The 18471-nt window shown below is 75.1% G+C and carries 17 protein-coding genes; 7 read left to right on the top strand and 10 right to left on the bottom strand.

Translation table 11 applies throughout. From position 1 onward, the window contains the following. Positions 1–66: 66 nt before the first annotated feature. Positions 67–1542: an SDR family NAD(P)-dependent oxidoreductase gene (locus tag VM636_RS01955; RefSeq protein WP_030422881.1), complete on the top strand. Its 1476-nt coding sequence runs from the start codon at positions 67–69 to the stop codon at positions 1540–1542. A gap of 516 nt (positions 1543–2058) precedes the next feature. Continuing rightward, a complete protein-coding gene (locus VM636_RS01950; protein ID WP_107091292.1) occupies positions 2059–2232 on the top strand; it encodes a hypothetical protein in 174 nt (57 codons plus the stop codon). Between the two features lie 77 nt (positions 2233–2309). On the opposite strand, the gene VM636_RS01945 is transcribed toward VM636_RS01950, so the two are convergent. Then, positions 2310–3650, bottom strand: a complete 1341-nt coding sequence (locus tag VM636_RS01945) for an amidase family protein (protein WP_338483022.1) — start codon at positions 3648–3650, stop codon at positions 2310–2312. Between the two features lie 468 nt (positions 3651–4118). After that, positions 4119–5582, bottom strand: coding sequence for a lipase maturation factor family protein (locus VM636_RS01940; RefSeq protein WP_338483021.1), 1464 nt, complete (start codon positions 5580–5582; stop codon positions 4119–4121). Between the two features lie 113 nt (positions 5583–5695). On the opposite strand from VM636_RS01940, the gene VM636_RS01935 reads away from it, so the two are divergent. Then, positions 5696–7786, top strand: coding sequence for a SpoIIE family protein phosphatase (locus VM636_RS01935; RefSeq protein WP_030422884.1), 2091 nt, complete (start codon positions 5696–5698; stop codon positions 7784–7786). A 38-nt stretch (positions 7787–7824) separates the two neighbouring features. Next, complete coding sequence (locus VM636_RS01930) at positions 7825–8688, top strand: DNA-formamidopyrimidine glycosylase family protein (RefSeq protein ID WP_338483020.1); 864 nt, start codon at positions 7825–7827, stop codon at positions 8686–8688. A gap of 15 nt (positions 8689–8703) precedes the next feature. Here the strand turns inward: VM636_RS01930 and VM636_RS01925 are convergent, their stop codons facing one another. From VM636_RS01925 to VM636_RS01915, 3 genes are all read right to left on the bottom strand, one after another. Next, complete coding sequence (locus VM636_RS01925; RefSeq protein ID WP_030422886.1) at positions 8704–9372, bottom strand: zf-HC2 domain-containing protein; 669 nt, start codon at positions 9370–9372, stop codon at positions 8704–8706. Positions 9373–9625: 253 nt separating this feature from the next. Beyond that, complete coding sequence (locus VM636_RS01920; protein WP_338483017.1) at positions 9626–10153, bottom strand: hypothetical protein; 528 nt, start codon at positions 10151–10153, stop codon at positions 9626–9628. 136 nt (positions 10154–10289) lie between these two features. Then, complete coding sequence (locus VM636_RS01915; RefSeq protein WP_030422888.1) at positions 10290–10835, bottom strand: sigma-70 family RNA polymerase sigma factor; 546 nt, start codon at positions 10833–10835, stop codon at positions 10290–10292. 231 nt (positions 10836–11066) lie between these two features. On the opposite strand from VM636_RS01915, the gene VM636_RS01910 reads away from it, so the two are divergent. After that, on the top strand, positions 11067–12197 hold the full coding sequence (locus VM636_RS01910) for a CapA family protein (RefSeq protein WP_338483016.1): 1131 nt from the start codon (positions 11067–11069) through the stop codon (positions 12195–12197). Positions 12198–12276: 79 nt separating this feature from the next. Here the strand turns inward: VM636_RS01910 and VM636_RS01905 are convergent, their stop codons facing one another. After that, positions 12277–13719 (bottom strand): amino acid permease, encoded by a 1443-nt coding sequence (locus VM636_RS01905; RefSeq protein WP_338483014.1) that lies wholly within the window; start codon positions 13717–13719, stop codon positions 12277–12279. Positions 13720–13959: 240 nt separating this feature from the next. On the opposite strand from VM636_RS01905, the gene VM636_RS01900 reads away from it, so the two are divergent. Beyond that, positions 13960–14802 carry a polysaccharide deacetylase family protein gene (locus VM636_RS01900; RefSeq protein WP_030422891.1) on the top strand — a complete coding sequence of 281 codons (843 nt, stop codon included), beginning with the start codon at positions 13960–13962 and terminating at the stop codon, positions 14800–14802. Positions 14803–14835: 33 nt separating this feature from the next. Here the strand turns inward: VM636_RS01900 and VM636_RS01895 are convergent, their stop codons facing one another. Then, on the bottom strand, positions 14836–15501 hold the full coding sequence (locus VM636_RS01895; RefSeq protein ID WP_030422892.1) for a class F sortase: 666 nt from the start codon (positions 15499–15501) through the stop codon (positions 14836–14838). A 332-nt stretch (positions 15502–15833) separates the two neighbouring features. Between VM636_RS01895 and VM636_RS01890 the strand changes: the two genes are divergently transcribed. After that, complete coding sequence (locus tag VM636_RS01890) at positions 15834–16331, top strand: hypothetical protein (RefSeq protein WP_338483012.1); 498 nt, start codon at positions 15834–15836, stop codon at positions 16329–16331. Between the two features lie 181 nt (positions 16332–16512). Here VM636_RS01890 and VM636_RS01885 read toward each other — a convergent pair whose 3' ends face one another. The 3 genes from VM636_RS01885 to VM636_RS01875 all read right to left on the bottom strand — a co-directional run bounded on the left by VM636_RS01885 (position 16513) and on the right by VM636_RS01875 (position 18161). After that, positions 16513–17037 carry a hypothetical protein gene (locus tag VM636_RS01885; RefSeq protein WP_053912821.1) on the bottom strand — a complete coding sequence of 175 codons (525 nt, stop codon included), beginning with the start codon at positions 17035–17037 and terminating at the stop codon, positions 16513–16515. 208 nt (positions 17038–17245) lie between these two features. Further along, entirely contained in the window at positions 17246–18010 is a 765-nt protein-coding gene (locus VM636_RS01880; protein WP_078856243.1) for a DUF4239 domain-containing protein, read from the bottom strand. Between the two features lie 19 nt (positions 18011–18029). Then, complete coding sequence (locus VM636_RS01875) at positions 18030–18161, bottom strand: hypothetical protein (protein ID WP_037859692.1); 132 nt, start codon at positions 18159–18161, stop codon at positions 18030–18032. Positions 18162–18471: the final 310 nt, after the last annotated feature.

Below are 18471 nucleotides of genomic sequence, written 5' to 3'. Positions count from 1 at the left end.
AAAATCCCCCGTTCGACGGCGGGCGCGAACGGAGCGCCGCGCGTGCGACCAGGGACGGCAGCGGCGATGACGGTGACACAGGACGGTTCGGGGACCACGGACGAGGTGGCGTACGGCCCCGGGATCGACCCGGAGCGGCTGGCCGTCTGCCTCGGCGTCCTGAAGGAACTCGACGCGCTGGACGTCGACCACCCCGACGCGATCGCGGTGCGCCGCGCCACCTCGCACGTCTACCGCATGGTCAAGCAGCGCCGCCGCCAGGAGCGCCGGGCCGCCAAGACCGCCCACGACAAGGCGGTCACCGAGGCCACCGCCACCGGCTCCGCCGAGCGCATCGACGACGAGACCGAGGGCATCCTGCCCTCCTCCCGCACCGAGGAGGGGCAGCTCGCCGGGATACTCCGGCGCCCGCGCTCGTGCTACGTCTGCAAGACCCGGTACGTCGAGGTCGACTACTTCTACCACCAGCTCTGCCCGGACTGCGCCGCCGAGAACCGCGCCCGGCGCGAGGCCCGCACCGACCTCACCGGCCGGCGCGCGCTGCTCACCGGCGGCCGGGCCAAGATCGGCATGTACATCGCGCTGCGGCTGCTGCGCGACGGCGCCCACACCACGGTCACCACCCGCTTCCCCAACGACGCGATCCGCCGCTTCAAGGCCCAGCCGGACAGCGCCGAGTGGATCCACCGGCTCAAGATCGTGGGCATCGACCTGCGCGACCCGGCCCAGGCCGTCGCCCTCGCCGACTCGGTCGCCGCCGAGGGCCCGCTCGACATCCTGATCAACAACGCCGCCCAGACGGTACGCCGCTCCCCGGGCGCCTACAGCGAGCTGCTCGCCGCCGAGTCGGCCCCGCTGCCCGCCGGGGAACTGCCCGCCTCCGAGGTGATCGGCACCTACGGCTCCGGGGCCGTGGCCGAACTGCCCGTGGCGAGCGGCGGCGCGCTGAGCGCCCAGGACGTCACCGGCCTCGCGCTGGTCTCCGGTTCGGCGTCGCTGGAGCGCATCGCCTCCGGCACCGCCATCGACGCCGGGGGACTCGTCCCCGACCTGCACGACACCAACAGCTGGGTCCAGACGGTGGAGGAGGTGACGCCGGTCGAGCTGCTGGAGGTCCAGCTCTGCAACTCCACGGCGCCCTTCATCCTGATCAGCCGGCTGCGCCCGGCGATGGCCAGGGCGGCGGCGGGGCGCGCGTACATCGTGAACGTCTCCGCCATGGAGGGAGTCTTCGCCCGCGGCTACAAGGGCGCCGGGCACCCCCACACCAACATGGCCAAGGCCGCGCTGAACATGCTGACCCGCACCAGCGCCCAGGAGATGTTCGACAAGGACCGCATCCTGATGACCGCCGTGGACACCGGCTGGATCACCGACGAGCGCCCGCACCCGGACAAGGTGCGCCTCGCGGAGGCCGGCTTCCACGCCCCGCTCGACCTGGTCGACGGCGCGGCCCGCGTCTACGACCCGATCGTGCGCGGCGAGGCGGGCGAGGAGCTGTACGGCGTCTTCCTCAAGGACTACGCGCCCGGCAAGTGGTGACCGCGGCCCCGTGACCACGGGCCGACGCGGCGGGCCCCGGGGTCCGGTCGACGCCTCGGCGGCGTCCCGGAACCGGGGCCCCGGCCCGTCCCGGGCGGATGTGCGGGCGGGGAACGTCCGGGCGGCCCGGACGATCAAACGCACACGGTCCTCGCAGACACGATCGGGACATCCGCCGAACGGGTGAGACCGCGCACGGTGTAAAAACGGTCGAACCGGGTCAAAATAGGCTCAACTGCCTCCAGAATGGCAGGCAATGCTTCCCCCATGTTTCGAGCCCTATAGAGCGCGAGGCCGCTCATTTGGTTAATCTGGAGCGGACGGGCGGCAACACCGGGCCCCACCCACACCCACGGTCCGTCATGGGACAAGCCGGTTCACCACGGCCTGCTCTCTCCTGCGAGATGCCGGCGCCACCGCGTCCGAACCGAACGAACCAGACCCGACGGGCGCCGGGCGCCGACGGCAGACCGGCCGACGGGCCCCAAGGGTGACCCGACACATAAGGAGTGCGCGGTGACACCGGAGACGACGAACCCCGACCAACTCACCCTGGAGCGCGGCGAACGCGCCCCCCGCCGGCCCGGCGAACTGGGCAGTCTCGACGTGTGGGCCCGGTCCGCCCCCATCCGCCTCGCGGGCTACGAGGACGACCTCGCCGAGCCCCACATCCTGCCCAGCGTGGACTGACCCGCCGCAGGAGCCCGTGGAGCGCCGCGACCGCATGGGCGTGCCCCGTCCACGCCCATGCGCCCCCGCCCGCCGGTCTACAGGGGCGCCGTCCGCCGCCACGGGCGCAGCTCCTCGATCCGCTCGGCCAGCCCGAGCAGCACCGTCTCCGACCCCGGCCGCCCCACCAGTTGCACGGCACACGGCGCGCCCGAGGGCAGCTCGCCGAACGGCACCGTCATCGCGGGCCAGCCCGTCAGGTTCCACGGCGGAGTGAACGGCGAATACGAGGAGTTGGCCAGCACGTTCCGCAGCCAGCCCCGCTCGTGCCACGGCCCGGCCGTCGGGGAGCGGCGGGCCAGCGCCGGGGTGAGCAGCACGTCGTACTCCGCGAAGAACGGCTCCAGCCGCCCGCGCAGTTCCTCGCGCCCCTTCCCGGCGGCGGCCGAGCGGGCGAAGCGCCGGCCGATCGCCGCGTGCACCCGGGTCCGCCGCACCAGTCGGCGCGGGTCCAGTTCCCGCGCGTCCACCGACGTACCGGCCGACCAGTGGCGCAGCGCCGTCACCCCGAGCGAGGACGGGTAGGGCGGATCGGCCCGCCGCACCTGGTGACCGGCGCGCATCAGCACCCCGGCCGCCTCCCGCAGCGCCTGCCGGTACGGCGCGGAGACGGTGACGCCGGCCATCGGGCTGCGCAGGGACGCCGCGACGCGCAGGCCGGCGCCGGACTCCTCGCCGCCGGGCGGCCCGCCCGCGAGGACGTCCAGCATCAGCCGCGTGTCCTCGACCGTCGTGGCCATCGGACCGTTCTCCGACATGCCGAACCAGTCACCCTCGCCGATGCCCGCCGGCACCACCCCGTGCCCCGGCTTGATGGTGACCAGACCGCAGTTGGCGGCGGGGATGCGCAGCGAGCCCATGCCGTCGTTGCCCAGCGCCAGCGGCACCATCCCGGCGGCCACGGCGGCGGCGCTGCCGCCCGAGGAGCCGCCCGCCGAACGGGACGGGTCCCACGGGTTGCGGGTGATGCCGTACACGCCGTCGGTGGTGCCGAAGACGCACAGCTCGGGCACGTTGGTCAGGCCCACCACCACCGCGCCGGCCGCCCGGAGCCGGGCCACGGTCACGTGGTCCGCCCCGGCGGGCGCCGCGGGGGTCGCGGCGGAGCCGACGCGCAGCGCCTCACCGGCCACGGCGACGTTGTCCTTGATGGCCACCGGCACGCCGGCCAGCGGCAGTTCGGCCAGGTCGCCGCGGGCGCCGACCTCGTCGGCCTCGGCGAGTGCCGCCTCGGCGCGCACCGTGCGGAAGGCGCCGATCCGGCCGTCGAGCCGCTCGATCCGGGCGAGGTGGGCGGCCACCACCTCGCGGGGCGTGGCGCGCTTCTCGCGTACGGCGGCGGCGATCTCGGCGGCGGTCCGGCCGGCCCAGTCGGTCACGGAGGGCTCCTCGCTGTGCGGTGGACGGGCCACCTGGGGTTGGGGTCACCTGTGCCCCAGCACTCTGCCCCGTGGACCGCCCCCGCGTCGAGGCCGGTCCCCTCGGGCAGGGCCCGCGCGCCGGGACCGGGCGCCGGGACCGGGCGCCGGGACCGGGCGCCGTCGCGGTGGCGGCGCGCCGGTCCGGGGGCCGGTACCGCACCCCCGCGACGGCGTCCCCGCGCCGACCGGTTCGCCGGGGGTGCCCGCCGCGCTCTGGCGGGAGCCGGGGGAGAAGTGCCCCCGCCACCGCAGGCGCCGGTGCCCGGGGACGCCGGCCGAGCGGCGGCTTACCGGGACGGGGACCGCGCGCCGGGCCGGGACGGGCGGAACCGGGGTGGCCCGGACCCGGCCCCGCCCGTCCCCGGCCCGCCCCGGTCAGGAGACGGCCCCGGTCGTCCCGGTCACGCGCCGGGTGCCCGGCACCGCCTACGGCTCGCGGTCCGGACCCGCCCCCGGCCTCCGCTCCGGCTCGCGGTCCGGTGCCGGAGTGGACAACCGGGTCGGCGGCAGGTACTCCCGGACCACCGTGCGCACCCACCACGCCCCCGTCGCGCGCCGTTCGTCCCGGTGGGCGAACCGGTACCGGAACAGCCGGGCCCGCACGTAGCGCGGCGGCGCGTCCGGACCGAAGGGCGAGCGGCGCAGCAGACGCAGGGTGTCCCGGTCGTTCTCTAGCAGCCGTTCCACCAGCGCCCCGAACCAGGACCCGGCGTACGCCGGGGACAGCGCGGCGAACCACATCAGCCAGTCCAGTCGCAGGTGGTACGGGGCGAACTGGCGGGGCCGGCGCCGCGGGTCCCCCGGCTTGCCCCGGAACTCGTACTCCCGCCACACGGAGTCCTCCCGGGCGACCGGGTCGGCCGTGCCCTCGATCACCACCTCGTACCGCACCCGGTTCACGCTGCCGAAGGCGCCGTAGGTGTTGACCAGGCGCAGCGGGTCGTAGGAGCGGTTCATCACCTGGCGGGGCGAGAGCATGTTGAGCACCGGGCGGTGGCTGAGGAACACCAGCAGCGCCGCCACGGCGAGGACCAGGGCCTCGTACCACAGGGGTGTCCCGGGGAACGACGGCGCGGAGCCGGGGAAGCGCACGGCGGACAGCGCCAGCACGATGGTGAGCCAGTTCAGCCAGGCGAAGTTCCCCGACAGCACCAGCCACGCCTGGGTCGCGGCCATCAGCCCGGCGGCGGCCGTCGCCACCGGCTGCGGCGCGAACAGCGCGAAGGGCACGACCAGTTGCGTGACGTGGTTCGCGGCCACCTCCACCCGGTGCACCGGCCGCGGCAGCAGGTGGAAGAAGCGGCTCAGCGGGCCCGGCATCGGCTGCGTCTCGTGGTGGTGGTCCAGACAGGTCAGCCGCCGCCAGCACGGGTCGCCGCGCATCTTGATCAGCCCGGCCCCGAACTCCACCCGGAACAGCAGCCAGCGCAGCAGGAACAGCACCAGGACCGGCGGCGCCACCTCGTCGTTGCCGAGGAAGACGGCGAGGAACCCGGTCTCCAGCAGCAGCGACTCCCAGCCGAACGCGTACCAGGTCTGCCCCACGTTGACCACCGACAGGTACAGCAGCCACGGCACCAGCCACAGCAGCATCGCCGCCCACAGCGGCAGCAGGCCGTCCACCCCGGCGACCAGCCCCCCCGACAGCGCGCACCCGGCCCAGGCGCACCCCGCGAAGAAGCGGTCCGTATAACGCAGGTGGAACAGGCTCGGCGCCCGCCGGAACGGCACCCGCGCCGTGTACCGGGGCACCGGCAGCATCCCCCGCTCGCCGATCAGCGCCCGGAACTGCCGGAGGGCCGTCAGGAACGCGACCAGGTACACGACGGCCAGCGCCCGCTGGAAGACCAGCCGGCTCAGCCAGTAGTCAGGTGCGGTGAACCACTCCACGCGCTGCTCCTCTCCTGCCGGCCCCGGGTACCCCGCCGGGGCCGGTGCCCCTCCGCCGGTCCGGGCCCGGCAGCGAAGTCGAGAATTCGGACAAATCCTGGCAAGGTGGGGCCATGGCTGATCGGGGAGCGAGCGCCCCGTCACTCCCGGACGAGCGGCCGGCCCATCCGGACCCGATCCTGGCGCTCAACCGCATGGGCACCTTCGACTGGGACCTGGACACCGGGCTGCTGCACCTGGACACCCGGGCCCTGGAGGTGTTCGACCTGCGTGCGGGGGAGTACGACGGGCATCCCGAGTCGCTGGCCGTACGGGTGCCCCGCGCCGAGGGCCTGCGCCTGGACACCCTGGTGGCGCGGACCATGAAGGACGGCGGCGAGAACTACGGCACCTACTTCCGCATCCGCCGCCGCGACGGCACCCTGCGCTGGAGCCACACCCAGGGCTGCATCCGGCGCGACGGGGAGGGCCGCCCCCGCCGCATCATCGGCATCCTGCGCGACGCCACCGAGGAACTGGGCGACCTCGCGGCCCGCCGCGACCGGGCCGCCCTCGACGAGGCCCGCCGGCAGCAGACCAACGTCGTGCAGCTCACCACGGCCGCCCTCGCCCACGCCCGCACCGTCGACGACGTCATCGACGTCCTCAAGGACACCCAGGGCCTGACCCACCTCGGCGCCGCCAGCGTCGTGATGGGCCTGGTGGAGGCCGACCGCATCCTCCTGGTCGCCGAGGGCCCCGACGGCAGCTTCGTGCCCGGCACCCGCGTCACCCGGGTCGACGAGCCCTACCCGATGAGCGAGGCGGTGCGCACCCTCAGCCCCCGCTTCATCGAGTCGCCGCAGGAGTTCGCCGAGCGCTACCCCATCCTGTGGCCGCACCTGACCGGCCTGCGCGTCACCTCCGCCGCCTACCTGCCGCTCATCGCCCAGGCCCGGCCGATCGGTGCCCTCGGCCTGCTCTACAGCGACCGGCACGGCTTCTCGACCGAGGAGCGCAACGTCCTGGTCGCCCTCGGCAGCAGCATCGCCCAGAGCCTCCAGCGGGCCATGCTCTACGAGCAGGAGACGGACCTCGCCGAGGGGCTCCAGCAGGCCATGCTGCCGCGCACCATCCCCAGCGTGCCCGGCTGCGACGTCGCCGTCCGCTACCGCGCCGCCAGCATCGGCGGCGCCCTCGGCCGGGACATCGGCGGCGACTGGTACGACCTGATCCCGCTGCCCGGCGGCCGGGTCGGCGCCGTCATCGGCGACGTCCAGGGGCACGACACCCACGCCGCCGCCGTCATGGGCCAGCTCCGCATCGTGCTGCGCGCCTACGCCGCCGAGGGCCACCCCCCGGCCACGGTGATGGCACGCGCCTCCGTCTTCCTGCACGAACTCGACACCGACCGCTTCGCCACCTGTCTCTACACCGAGATCGACCTCGCCACCGGGGTGGTCCAGGCGGTCCGCGCCGGGCACCTCGACCCCCTCGTACGGGACGGCGACGGCATCTGCCGCCGGGTCCCCGTCGAGGGCGGGCTGCCGCTCGGGCTCTCCGCCGAGTTCGACCGGCTCGCCTACCCGGTCGGCACCATCGAGCTGGACCCGGGCCACACCCTGCTGCTCTGCACCGACGGACTGGTCGAACAGCCCGGCGCCGACCTCGACGACGGACTGCGCGTGCTGGCCGCCCTCGTCGACTCCGGCCCGCCCGACGTGCGCGACCTCGCCGACCGGCTCATCGACGTGGCCGAGGAACGCCGCGGCGACGACGACGTCGCCCTGCTCCTGCTGCGCCGGCGCGGACTCGACGCGCCCCGCACCGGCGGACGGCGTCGCCGCCACGTCCCGGCCGGCGACGCCGACGCGCTCACCGACGCCCGGCACCTGGTCCGCGCCTCGCTGCGCGCCTGGGGCGCCGACTCCCGGTCCGACGAGATCGAACTCGTCGCCGACGAGCTGATCACCAACGCCCTCGTGCACACGGAGGGCCCCGCCGACGTCACCCTGCGCGTCCTCACCGGACCGCAGCGGCGGCTGCGCGTCGAGGTCGAGGACACCTCCAGCGCCCTGCCCCGCCGCCGCGACGCCGGGGAGTCCGGGGTGTCCGGACGCGGACTGCTGCTGGTCGACGCGCTGGCCGACGCCTGGGGCATGGAGGCGCGCGGGGGTGGCAAGTGCGTCTGGGCCGAGTTCGTGCTGGCCCCCCGGGACGGCTGAGCCCGGCGGACTCCCGCCCGGGGTGGCACCCTGGACCCATGCCCGAACTGCCCGAGGTCGAGGCGCTCAGGGACTTCCTCACCGAGCACCTCACCGGCCGTGAGATCGTCCGGGTGCTGCCCGTGGCCATCAGCGTCCTGAAGACGTACGATCCCGCGCCCGCCGCCCTGGAGGGGCGCCGGGTCACCGCCGTCCACCGGTACGGCAAGTTCCTCGACGTGGCGACCGAGGACGGCCCGCACCTGGTGACCCACCTGGCCCGCGCCGGCTGGCTGCGCTGGCAGGACCCCCTCCCCGACGGCGTGCCCCGCCCCGGCAAGGGCCCCCTCGCGCTACGCGTCGCCCTGGAGACCGGCGCGGGCTTCGACCTCACGGAGGCCGGCACCCAGAAGCGGCTCGCCGTGTACGTCGTCACCGACCCGACGCTGGTACCCGGCGTGGCCCGGCTCGGCCCCGACCCGCTCGCCGACGACTTCGACGAGGCCCGCCTCGCCGCGCTGCTGCGCACCGAGCGCCGGCAGGTCAAGGGCGCCCTGCGCGACCAGAGCCTGATCGCGGGCATCGGCAACGCCTACAGCGACGAGATCCTGCACGCCGCGAGGATGTCCCCGTTCAAACTGGCCGCCTCCCTCACCCCGGAGGAGACCACCCGCCTGCACACGGCCCTGCGCACCACGCTCACCGAGGCGGTCGAGCGCTCCCGGGGCCTGGCGGCGGGGCGGCTGAAGGCCGAGAAGAAGAGCGGGCTGCGGGTGCACGGGCGCACGGGCGAACCCTGCCCGGTCTGCGGGGACACCATCCGGGAGGTCTCCTTCAGCGACTCCTCCCTCCAGTACTGCCCGACCTGCCAGACCGGCGGCCGGCCCCTCGCCGACCGGCGTCTGTCCCGGCTCCTCAAGTAGCGGGCGGCCCCGGGATCACGGCCGGGCCGCCTCCTTCGGGGCCAGCGTCACCAGCCGGTCGCCCTCCGTGGTGCGCACCTCGTAGCGGACGATGTCGTCGGGGCGCAGCGCGGCCCCGCCGCGCAGGGTGTGGGGCCGGGCGTCGTGGCCGGGGACGCTCCACGTGGCCACCGTCTGCTCCGAACCGTCGCCGCCGACCGCGACCAGCCGGCAGGTGCGCGGCCCCGCCGCGTCCTCGACCTCGATCTCCACGTCGGTGCCCCACGCCCGGTCCTGCGTGGTCAGCCGCGCCCACACCCCGGTCCGCTCGTCCGTCGCCGCGAAGCGCGCCCCCGGATCGCCGGCCGGGGCGGCGAGGAGCACCACGGCGGGTCCGGCCACGGCGCACACGACCGCCGCGGCCACGGCGTACAGCATCCGCCGGCGGCCGGCCCGGCGGCGGGCCGCCACCGCGCCCACCAGCCGGTCCAGCATCCTCGGCGCGGGCCGGGCCAGCGGCGGCACGAGCCGCGGCGTGGCCTCCCGGAACAGCATCAACTGCCGTGCGGCAGGACCGAATTCGGTCACCTGCGCGGCGCACCGGGGGCACTCCATGAGGTGGTCCTCGAAGCGGAACGCCTCCGCCTCGTCCAGCACGCCGAGCGCGTAGGCGCCGACGTCGCGATGCCTTTCCAGGGACCTCATGCCGAATCCTCGTGCCGTTGGGTGCGGGTGGGGTTACTCCGTGCTCCCACCCGTACGCAGCGCACCTCCGAATCACTCAAGCCACGTACCGAATCGAAACCAGACGGTGATGAAGACCTTCGGAGCGGTTCGCCGCGCGGATTGGTCGCCGGCCGAGGAAATGTCCGGCGGGCGGCGGACCCGGGCCCGCCGGGGCCGAAAACCACCCCACCCGACCCGGTTTGCCCGCGTTCCCGGAGGGACGTGGGGCGGCCTAGAACAGGTGGATGGCGAGGTGGCCGAGGGGCAGGCCCAGTCGCCAGGCCGGTGTCCACACCTGGGGGCCCTCGTCCTCGCCGGCCGCCGGCGTCCCGCCGGACGTCCCGCCGGGCACCGCGTCGAGGTCCGGGGCGAGCAGTTCGGTCTCCCGCAGCCAGCGCCAGGCGGCGCGGGCCAGCGCGAGGTCGGGCGCGGTCCGCCCGCCCGTCGGCCCGGCGGCCCCGACCTCCGCCAGGCGCCGGTCCACCCAGGTGTGCCAGGGCCGGTCGTAGGCCGTGAGGTCCAGCCACGTCTCCAGCCGGGTGACGACCCGGATGCCGCACAGTTCCCCGTCGGCGCCGGAGAGGAAGACGGTCAGCGCCAGCGCGTCCCGCCCCGCCCGGAACTCGAAGGACGTCGGCGGCATCAGATCCCCGGTGCGCAGCAACTCGTCGGCGATGTACTCGGCGTACAACCAGGCCATGGGGACGGTGAGTTCGTTACCGTCCGGCCCCTCCGTACTCTCGTGACCTCTGTGCAGCATCCCTTCCTGCCCTCCTCCGGTGCGCGCGTCGCCCGACGGGGGCGGGCCCCCGGTCCGGACACGGACGAGGACAGCCGATTACCCCACCGGGGTCCCGGGCAAGGCGCTTTGCGGAGGCTTGACCCGGCAGTCGGTTTCACCGCAGGTCGGCGGCGTATCCCGGCAGCACCCGGCGAAGGGCGCGCAGCGCGTAGTACGCGCGGGACTTCACGGTACCGGGCGGGATGCCGAGGGTCGCCGCGGCTTCCGCCACACTCGCCCCCTGGAAGTACACGAGCACCAGGACTTCACGGTGGCGCGGCGTGAGGGTCTTCACAGCGCGGCGGACGTCGAGGGCGGCGGCGGCCCGTTCGGCGTGGTCGGCCGCGACCCGGGCGTTCTCCAGCACCGCGTCGCCGACCTCGGCGGGCCGCGCCTGCCGGGCCCGGCGCGCGTCGATGGCCAGGCGCCGGGCCACGGTGAGCAGCCAGGGCCGTACGGAGTCGAAGTTGTCGGCGCGCAGGGCCTCGGGGTGTTGCCAGGCGCGGACGAGGGTCTCCTGCACGAGGTCCTCGGCGCGCTGCCGGTCTCCGTCGCAGAGCCGCAGCAGCAGCGCGAAGAGCGGCCGGCCGTGCTCGCGCTGGAGGGCGGCGAGCTCGTGCTCGGCGGTGGTCAGGGTGGGGAGGGTGATTCCGGCCGTCATGGCCGTATGGCATCGCAGGGTGCCCGCCGGGGACAGGGCGCGCGCAGCGGCGTGCGACGGACGGTCGATCGCGTCGACGAACGGTTCGACGAACGGTCGGCGCACCCCGATCGCGCACGCCGGTCGGGTTAAACGGCGTGTCGGTGCCGCCGGTGACCGCGGCAGCCTCCTTACCTGTTCGTGCGTAAATGTGACTGTTTTCGGTGAGTCCGACCACAGCGGAGTGCACGGATGATCACACGCAGCCGCCAGGTGGCCCTGGCCCTGACCGCCCTCCTCGCCGCCGGTGCCGCCTGCCAGGCGCGCGGACACCAGCCCGACGCCCGCCCCGCCCCGCCCGCCGCGGACACCGGCGCCTTCACCCTGGTCGCCACGGGCGGCGTCCTGCCCGACGCCGCGGTCGTCGAGCGGGCCCGCTTCGACGCCCGCGGCACCGGCCACGACTTCCGGCCCCTGCTCGCCGGCGCCCGGCCCGCGGTCGCCGCAGCCGACCTCGCCCTCTGCCACCTGGAGACGGTCGTCGGCCCCGACGGCGACCACCCGGCCCGGTCCGTCTTCCGCTCCCCGCCGGAACTGGCCGAGGCGCTCGCCGCCACCGGCTACGACGGCTGCGCCACCGCCTCCGGCCACAGCCTCGACGACGGCGCCGACGGCGTCGCCCGCACCCTGGACGCCCTCGACCGGGCCGGGGTCCGCCACGCCGGCACCGCCCGCACCGAGGCCGAGGCCCACACGACCGACGTCCTGCACGCGGGCACCGCCCGGGTCGCCCACCTCTCCTACACCACGGACACCGGCCGGCCGGCGGCACGGCCCTGGTCCGTCGGCCTCCTCGACGAGGCACGCGTCGCCGACGACGCGCGGGCCGCCCGCGCCGCCGGGGCCGACGTCGTGGTCGTCTCCCTCCACTGGGGCACCGAGGAGCAGCGGGCACCCGACGAGCGGCAGGTCGCCCTCGCCCGCTCCCTCACCGCCGCCCGTGCCGGCACGCTGCCCGCCGTCGACCTCCTCCTCGGCACCCGCCCCCGCGCGCCGCAGCCGTACGAGAAGGTCAACGGCACCTGGGTGGTCTACGGGACGGGCCACCAGATCGCCGGCGAGGGCGCCGACGGCGCGGGGCGGCTCGGCAACGCCTCCTCCCTCGCCCGCTTCACCTTCGCCCCGCCCGCGAGGCCGGGGCAGCGCTGGCGGGTGACCCGGGCCGAGTTCGTCCCGCACCTGTTCGACGTGGACGCCGGACGGGTGGTGAACCTGGGGCGCGCGCTGGAGGAGGGCGCCGACGTGCGCGCCGTGCGCGACGGTGTCCGCGACGCGGTGCTCGCCCGGGGCGCCGCCCGCGACGGGCTGGTGATGGCCAGGTGACCGGGCTCCGCCGGGGACGGCGAGGCGACCGGGCCGGCCGCCCGGCGCACCGGACGGGCGGACGCCGGCCGGGACCGCGTCAGCCGGGGCCGGAACCGTCCGCCGGCCGCCGCGAACGCGCCAGCTCCGAGCGCCGGTAGGAGTACGCGAAGTAGATCACCACACCGAGGGCGAACCAGACGGCGAACCGCACCCACGTCTGCCACCGGAGGAAGGTGATCAGCCAGATCGAGAAGATCACCCCCAGCGCCGGCACCACCGGCATCCACGGGGTGCGGAAGGACCGCGGCAGGTCCGGCCGCCGGTAGCGCAGCACGATCACCGCCGTGCACACGACCACGAAGGCGAGCAGGATGCCGATGTTGGTCAGCTCGGCCGCCTCGCCGATGGGCAGGAAACCGGCGATCACCGCCGACGCCGCCCCCACGATCCAGGTGACCCGGGTCGGCACGTGCCGCGTCGGGTGCGTCTTGGCGAACCACTTGGGCAGCAACCCGTCCCGGCTCATGCTGAACCACACCCGGGTCACGCCCAGCATGAACGTGAACATCACCGTCAGGATGCCGATGATGGCGCCCACCGCGATGACGTCGGCCAGACCGCCCAGCCCCACCGACTTGAACGCCGTCGAGAAGCCGCTCTCCTTGTCGATGTCCCGGTAGTCCTGCATGCCCGTCAGCACCAGGCAGGCCGCCACGTACAGCACCATCGAGATCACCAGCGAGTAGACGATCGCCTTCGGCATGTGCCGCCGCGCGTCCTTGGACTCCTCGGCCGCCGTCGACATGGCGTCGTAGCCGAAGACCGCGAAGAACACCGTCGCCGCGCCCGTGAACGCCCCGCCGACGCCGTAGGGGAAGAACGGGTTGTAGTGCGAGGTGTCGATGTGGAAGACACCCACCGCGATCACCAGCAGCACCACCAGCACCTTGAGCACGACCACGACCATCTCGAAACGCGCCGCGTTGCGGATGCCGAGCGTCAGCAGGTACGCGATCAGCAGGCAGAGCACCGCCGCGAACAGGTCGACCCGGTGCCCCTCGCCGGTGCCCGGGGCGCCCAGCATCCACTGCGGCAGGTCCACCCCCATCTCGCCGACCAGGAAGCTGAAGTAGCCGGAGATGCCGATGGCGACCACCGCCACGATCGCCGTGTACTCCAGCAGCAGGTCCCAGCCGATGAACCAGCCCGCGAACTCGCCGAGCACCACGTAGCCGTACGTGTAGGCCGAACCGGCCTTCGGGATCATCCCGGCGAACTCGGCGTACGACAGCGCCGCCGCCGCGCTCGCCAGTCCCGCGATCAGGAACGACACCAGGACCGCCGGACCGGCGGTGCCGTTGGCGACCGTCCCTGCCAGGGTGAAGATGCCCGCCCCGATGATGCCGCCCACACCGATCGCGGTGAGCTGCCACAGCCCGAGCGACCGCACCAGACCGGTGCCGGCGCCGCCCTCCGTCTCCTCGATGCTCTCGATGGGTTTGCGCCGCAGAATGCCCTCGCCCATGCGGAGCCCGGCCATGCGCCTCACCTCTTCGTGGTCGGCAACGGCTGACGGCCGATCATGATGGCGCACGGCCGCCGACGGCGAAAGGCGTTCCGCGGACTCCGCACGGGACCTCCGCACCGGCTCCCGCCGCCCGCCCCGAGCCCCCCGCCGCGCGCCGGCGCGGGCCCGCCCGCTCGGCCGGGCGGGTGGAATCGCACCGCCGCCCCGGTGTTGCTCAGGTGCGCCGGTGCCCCACCGGGCGAGTCATGACACATGACGAAGGACCAGTTGCTCACGCGGCGCCGCGCGCTCCTCGCCGGCGCGGCGGCCGTGACCGCGGCCGGCACCGCCGGGGCGCTCGCGCTGGGCCGGGGAACACCGCCCGCCGGGCCGCCCGTCTCCGCCCCCGCCCCTGGCACCGTGCCGTCCCTGCCCCTGACACCCTCCGCCTACCGGCTCGACCCGCTCACCGGCCACGGCGCCCCCCGGCCCGCGCCGCGCCGCCCCGCGGTGCGCAGCGAACCACTGCTGCGCATGACCGGCAGCGGGCGCACCATGCTGCTCACCTTCGACGACGGCCCCCACCCCCGCTACACCCCCCGGATCCTCGACACGCTGGCCGAGTACGACGTCCGCGCCACCTTCTTCGTCTGCGGGGAGATGGCGCAGGCGCACCCCGCCCTGGTGGCGCGGATGGCCGAGGAGGGGCACGTCGTCGGCAACCACACCTGGACCCACCCGCTGCTCACCGGCCTCACACGCGGACGCATCCGCTCCGAGATGGAGAGCACCAGCGAGATCGTCGAGAAGGTCTACGGGCAGCGCCCCCAGTGGTTCCGGGCGCCCTACGGGGCGTGGAACCGCTCCGTCTTCCAGCTCGGCGCCGACCTCGGCATGGAGCCGCTGGCCTGGACCGTGGACAGCCTCGACTGGACCACCCCCGGCACCGGCACCATCATCGAGCGGATCGAGAGCGGCGCCGCACCCGGCGTGGTGGTGCTCTCGCACGACGCCGGGGGCGACCGTTCGCAGAGCGTCGACGCCCTGCGCTCCTACCTGCCGCGCCTGCTGGACTCCGGCTACCACCTCACCGTGCCCCGACGGCAGTTCACCTGATTCCGGGCGCCCGCCCGTCCGGCCGGGGACCGCTCAGCGGACCTCGACCAGACGGGCGAAGGCGACGACGTTGCCCTCGTAGCCGTTCTGCTGGGAGAAGCCGCCGCCGCAGGTGATGACCCGCAGCTCCGGGGCGCCCTTGGAGGCGTAGACCCGGTCGCCGGGGAAGTCGTCCTTGGCGAAGACCTCGATGCCGTAGATCTCGAACACCGCGGTCTTCCCGTCCTGCCGGGACACCTCGACGCGGTTGCCCTTCGCGAGGGCCCCCAGTCCGTAGAAGACGGCGGGGCCCTGCTTGTTGTCGACGTGGCCGACGACGACCGAGGTGCCCTTCTCGCCCGGGGTGACGGCGCCCGAGAACCAGCCCGCCAGGTTCGGGTCCTCCGCCGGCGGGGCGTCCACCCAGCCTTCGGCGTCCAGGCCGACCGGCATGACCGGCGCGTCGACCCGGATGGCGGGGATCGTGACCCGGTCGGGCAGCCCGTACGGCAGCGGGGCGGGCCCCGCCGCGGGGGACCGGGCCTCCACGGCGCGGGTGTCCGCGGCGGCCGCGGAGGCGGGCTGCGGCGGGCCCTCGTCGAACTCCCCGGAGCCGTTGCGGATGAGCGCGAGGCCGGTCAGCAGGACCAGCGCCACGACGCCCCAGGGAGCGCGCTTGCGCCGCCGCTCCTCCTCTTCGGCCAGCTCCGACGCAGACATGGGCCATCCCCTCTCGCCCCGGCCGTCGCCGGGGCGTTCGCGCGTACGAGAACGCTAAGCGCGGCGCACCCGGGCGGCGACGGGGCGGATGCGAACGGGTGGCACGGCCCCCTCTTCCGCGCGGGCGGCGGTATTTCCCCCGGCCGGACGCGGGTGACGGTGTGTGACCTGCGGCGATGACCGGCGGCGCGGTGACCGCCCAGAACGCCGCTCACCGGGACGGACCAGCCCCGACATGCGGTGCGGTGCCCGGGAACTGAGGGTTTTGCCGAAGACGCTTACTCGCCGATCGACCGGGGACGGGTCCCGGGGCGTCTTCCGCGGAGGATCACATGCGCAAGTCTCGTGCCCTGGCGGCGGCCGGAGCCGCGGTCGCCGTCCTCGGGCTGGCGGCACCCACGGCCACCGCCGGCGGCGACCACCACGACACCCCGAGCAACATCGTGGCGCTGCCCAGCGTCATCGCCCGCGGCGGCCGGCTCACCGTCACCGTGGACGGGTGCCCGCAGGGCGGCACGATGACCTCGGACGCGTTCCGGACCACGCACCTGACGCCGGTCCGGGGCGCCAACGAGACCTCCCGGGGCACCGCCACCATCGACGAGGAGGCCCGTCCCGGCTCGTACGACATCACCGTCAACTGCTCGGGCCGGCGGCTGACCCGGCCGGCCGCCTTCACCGTCATCGGCGGCGTCCGCGGCGGTCTGGGCGGCAGCAGCACCAGCGGCGCGACCCCGGCGGACATGGCGATCGGCGGCGGGCTGGTGACCGCGGCCGTCACGGGCGGCGGCCTGTTCTGGATGCGCCGCCGGTCCGAGCGGCGGATCTGAGCCCCGGCCCCGGCCCGTACGGGTCCCGCCGCCGGGGAGGCGGGACCCGTACGGGCCGGGGCCGCCCCTTCGGCGCGCGGACCGGTGTCGCACGTCCGGTCCGCTCGGCCCTCCCCGCACGGCGCTTCGCCCGGACCTTCCCGAGGGGTCCGGGCGAAGCACCGCGTCCGTGGGGGCGCCCTCAGGACTCCTCCCCGGCGGAGCGACGGCGGGTGAAGCGGTGGGCGGCGCCGAGCGAGCCCGCGACGAGCAGCGCGCCCAGGCCGATCCGGGTGAGGTCGAGGCCGGCGACGCTGCCGCCCTCGCCCGCGTGCACGCCCTTGGGGTGGTGCGTCGGTGACGGCGGGTACGAGTGGCCGCCGCCCGCGATCGTGATCCGGGTGGTGCCGCGCGCGCCGTCACAGGTGAACGCCACCTCGTGACTCGTGCCGGGCCGGGCGTCCCGGTACACCTCGGCCTTCGCCGTGGACTCGGTGCGCGGGATGGTCACCGTGTCGAACACCCGGGACTCGACCGTCGCCCGGCCCCGGCAGCCGCCCCGGTCGCGTTCCACGCGCAGGGTGACCTCCCCGCCGGGGGCGACGACGGACGGATGGACGCTGAAGCCGAACGGCGTGACGCCGCCGCCGGCTCCGGCGGCCGGGGCGCAGGAAGCGAGGACGCCGGCGCCCAGCAGGGCGGCCGAGGCGACGGGTAGCGCGCGCATGGTGAGCCTCCGGGGGTCGAGGAGCGGGCCGCGGACCTCTTCCGCTCGCGCCGGGAAAGCACCTCGATGCCCGAAACGCTAGGAAGACACGCCGGGTGGCGCGATTCCAGTCGCGCGAACGGGTCAGCCGCGTGGGCCGCGCGGGGGACGCGGCCGGCCCGTGCGGAGGGTGTCGCCCCTCCGTGTCGAGAGGATCGCCCCGCTCCGGTCAGCCCCCGGCGCCGGGGAACAGGTTCAGGAACGGTTCCGTCGTCGCGGCGACGCCCCGGCTGTAGGGCGCGTCGAAGTCCCAGATCAGGAAGAGCAGGAAGGCGATCAGCGCGGAGAACAGCCCGGCGAGCACCAGTTCGCGGGCCGTGCGCCGGATCTGGAGCGCGAAGACCATCCCGACGGTGACGACCGCGCCCACGATCAGCCCGAACCACACCACTCCCGGCATGGTGGACCCGGTCGCGTCGGCGCGGGCGTTGCGCGCCTGGTCCGCCGCGGCGACCTGGTCGACGAGCGGCTGGTACGCCTGGGCCTCGAAGTCGTCGCGCGGCTCGTAGTCGGTGACGTCCGCGCGGACCCGGGCGAGGAGTTCGGTGCCGCGCTCGGTCAGCCGGTCCTCGTCGGCCATCGTCTTCCACTCGGTGGTCACCACGTGTCCGACATAGGCGTTGACATCCGCGCGAATGCGGTCGCGGACCTCGGGCGGGTAGATCCGCACCCGCTCGGAGACCTCGTGCAGCGCGACGGCCTCCGCCTGGACGTGGTCCTCGGCGGCGCTGCGCGCCTCCCAGACGCCGGCGATGGCCAGGCCCAGGACGATGGCGTACACGACGCCGATCCACATGGTCATGTACTCGATGACGTCGGGGGTCTCGGTGATGTCCTCGTCGTCGGAGGCGGTGCGCTGCCGCAGCAGGGTGACGATGACGACGACGACACAGGCGGCCAGCATCGCGAGGGTGAGAACAAGCCATTCCGGCACGGAGGTTCCTCCAGGGGGGTCAGCGGGCGCGCAGCGCGGCGACGGCGACCACCGCGGGCACCGTGATGAGCAGGACGAAGACGAGGGGCGAGGTGGTCCCGCGCGAGGAGCGCCGCGGCGCCGGGGCGGCCCGGTGGCGCGGATAGCGCACCGGGGTCAGCGACGGGCGGGGCGTCGGGGTGGCCGACGGCGTGGGCGTGGGAGCCGGCGGGGGCGCGGGTGTGGCGGGGGGAGCCTGGGCCGGGGGCGGCGCGGGGCGCTCCGGGGCCGGCCGGGGCGGCCTGGGCGCGGGCGGCTCCACCGCGGGCGGCGGCGTGGGCGTCGCCGGCGGCGCGGGCTTCGGCGGCACCGGTTCCGGCGGCGATGGGGGCGGGGGCGGGGGCGGTGGTGGAGTCGGCGTCGGCGTCGGCGCGGGGCACGGCGGGAGGCCGGGCCACGGGGGGCTTCCGGCGACCGCCACC

Origin of the sequence: Streptomyces sp. SCSIO 75703 (genome assembly GCF_036607905.1) — a bacterium.
Classification (GTDB): domain Bacteria; phylum Actinomycetota; class Actinomycetes; order Streptomycetales; family Streptomycetaceae; genus Streptomyces.
The sequence above is the reverse complement of the archived record's forward strand: the minus strand, read 5'-3'. Positions and strand labels throughout refer to the sequence as shown.

Bases quoted from the DNA above. Each gene is read 5' to 3' on its own strand.
- VM636_RS01895 (WP_030422892.1), bottom strand. From the start codon at position 15,501: ATGTCTGCGTCGGAGCTGGCCGAAGAGGAGGAGCGGCGGCGCAAGCGC.
- VM636_RS01920 (WP_338483017.1), bottom strand. From the start codon at position 10,153: ATGCTGCACAGAGGTCACGAGAGTACGGAGGGGCCGGACGGTAACGAA.
- VM636_RS01915 (WP_030422888.1), bottom strand. From the start codon at position 10,835: ATGACGGCCGGAATCACCCTCCCCACCCTGACCACCGCCGAGCACGAG.
- VM636_RS01910 (WP_338483016.1), top strand. From the start codon at position 11,067: ATGATCACACGCAGCCGCCAGGTGGCCCTGGCCCTGACCGCCCTCCTC.
- VM636_RS01890 (WP_338483012.1), top strand. From the start codon at position 15,834: ATGCGCAAGTCTCGTGCCCTGGCGGCGGCCGGAGCCGCGGTCGCCGTC.
- VM636_RS01885 (WP_053912821.1), bottom strand. From the start codon at position 17,037: ATGCGCGCGCTACCCGTCGCCTCGGCCGCCCTGCTGGGCGCCGGCGTC.
- VM636_RS01900 (WP_030422891.1), top strand. From the start codon at position 13,960: ATGACGAAGGACCAGTTGCTCACGCGGCGCCGCGCGCTCCTCGCCGGC.
- VM636_RS01955 (WP_030422881.1), top strand. From the start codon at position 67: ATGACGGTGACACAGGACGGTTCGGGGACCACGGACGAGGTGGCGTAC.
- VM636_RS01925 (WP_030422886.1), bottom strand. From the start codon at position 9,372: ATGAGGTCCCTGGAAAGGCATCGCGACGTCGGCGCCTACGCGCTCGGC.
- VM636_RS01930 (WP_338483020.1), top strand. From the start codon at position 7,825: ATGCCCGAACTGCCCGAGGTCGAGGCGCTCAGGGACTTCCTCACCGAG.
- VM636_RS01935 (WP_030422884.1), top strand. From the start codon at position 5,696: ATGGCTGATCGGGGAGCGAGCGCCCCGTCACTCCCGGACGAGCGGCCG.
- VM636_RS01905 (WP_338483014.1), bottom strand. From the start codon at position 13,719: ATGGCCGGGCTCCGCATGGGCGAGGGCATTCTGCGGCGCAAACCCATC.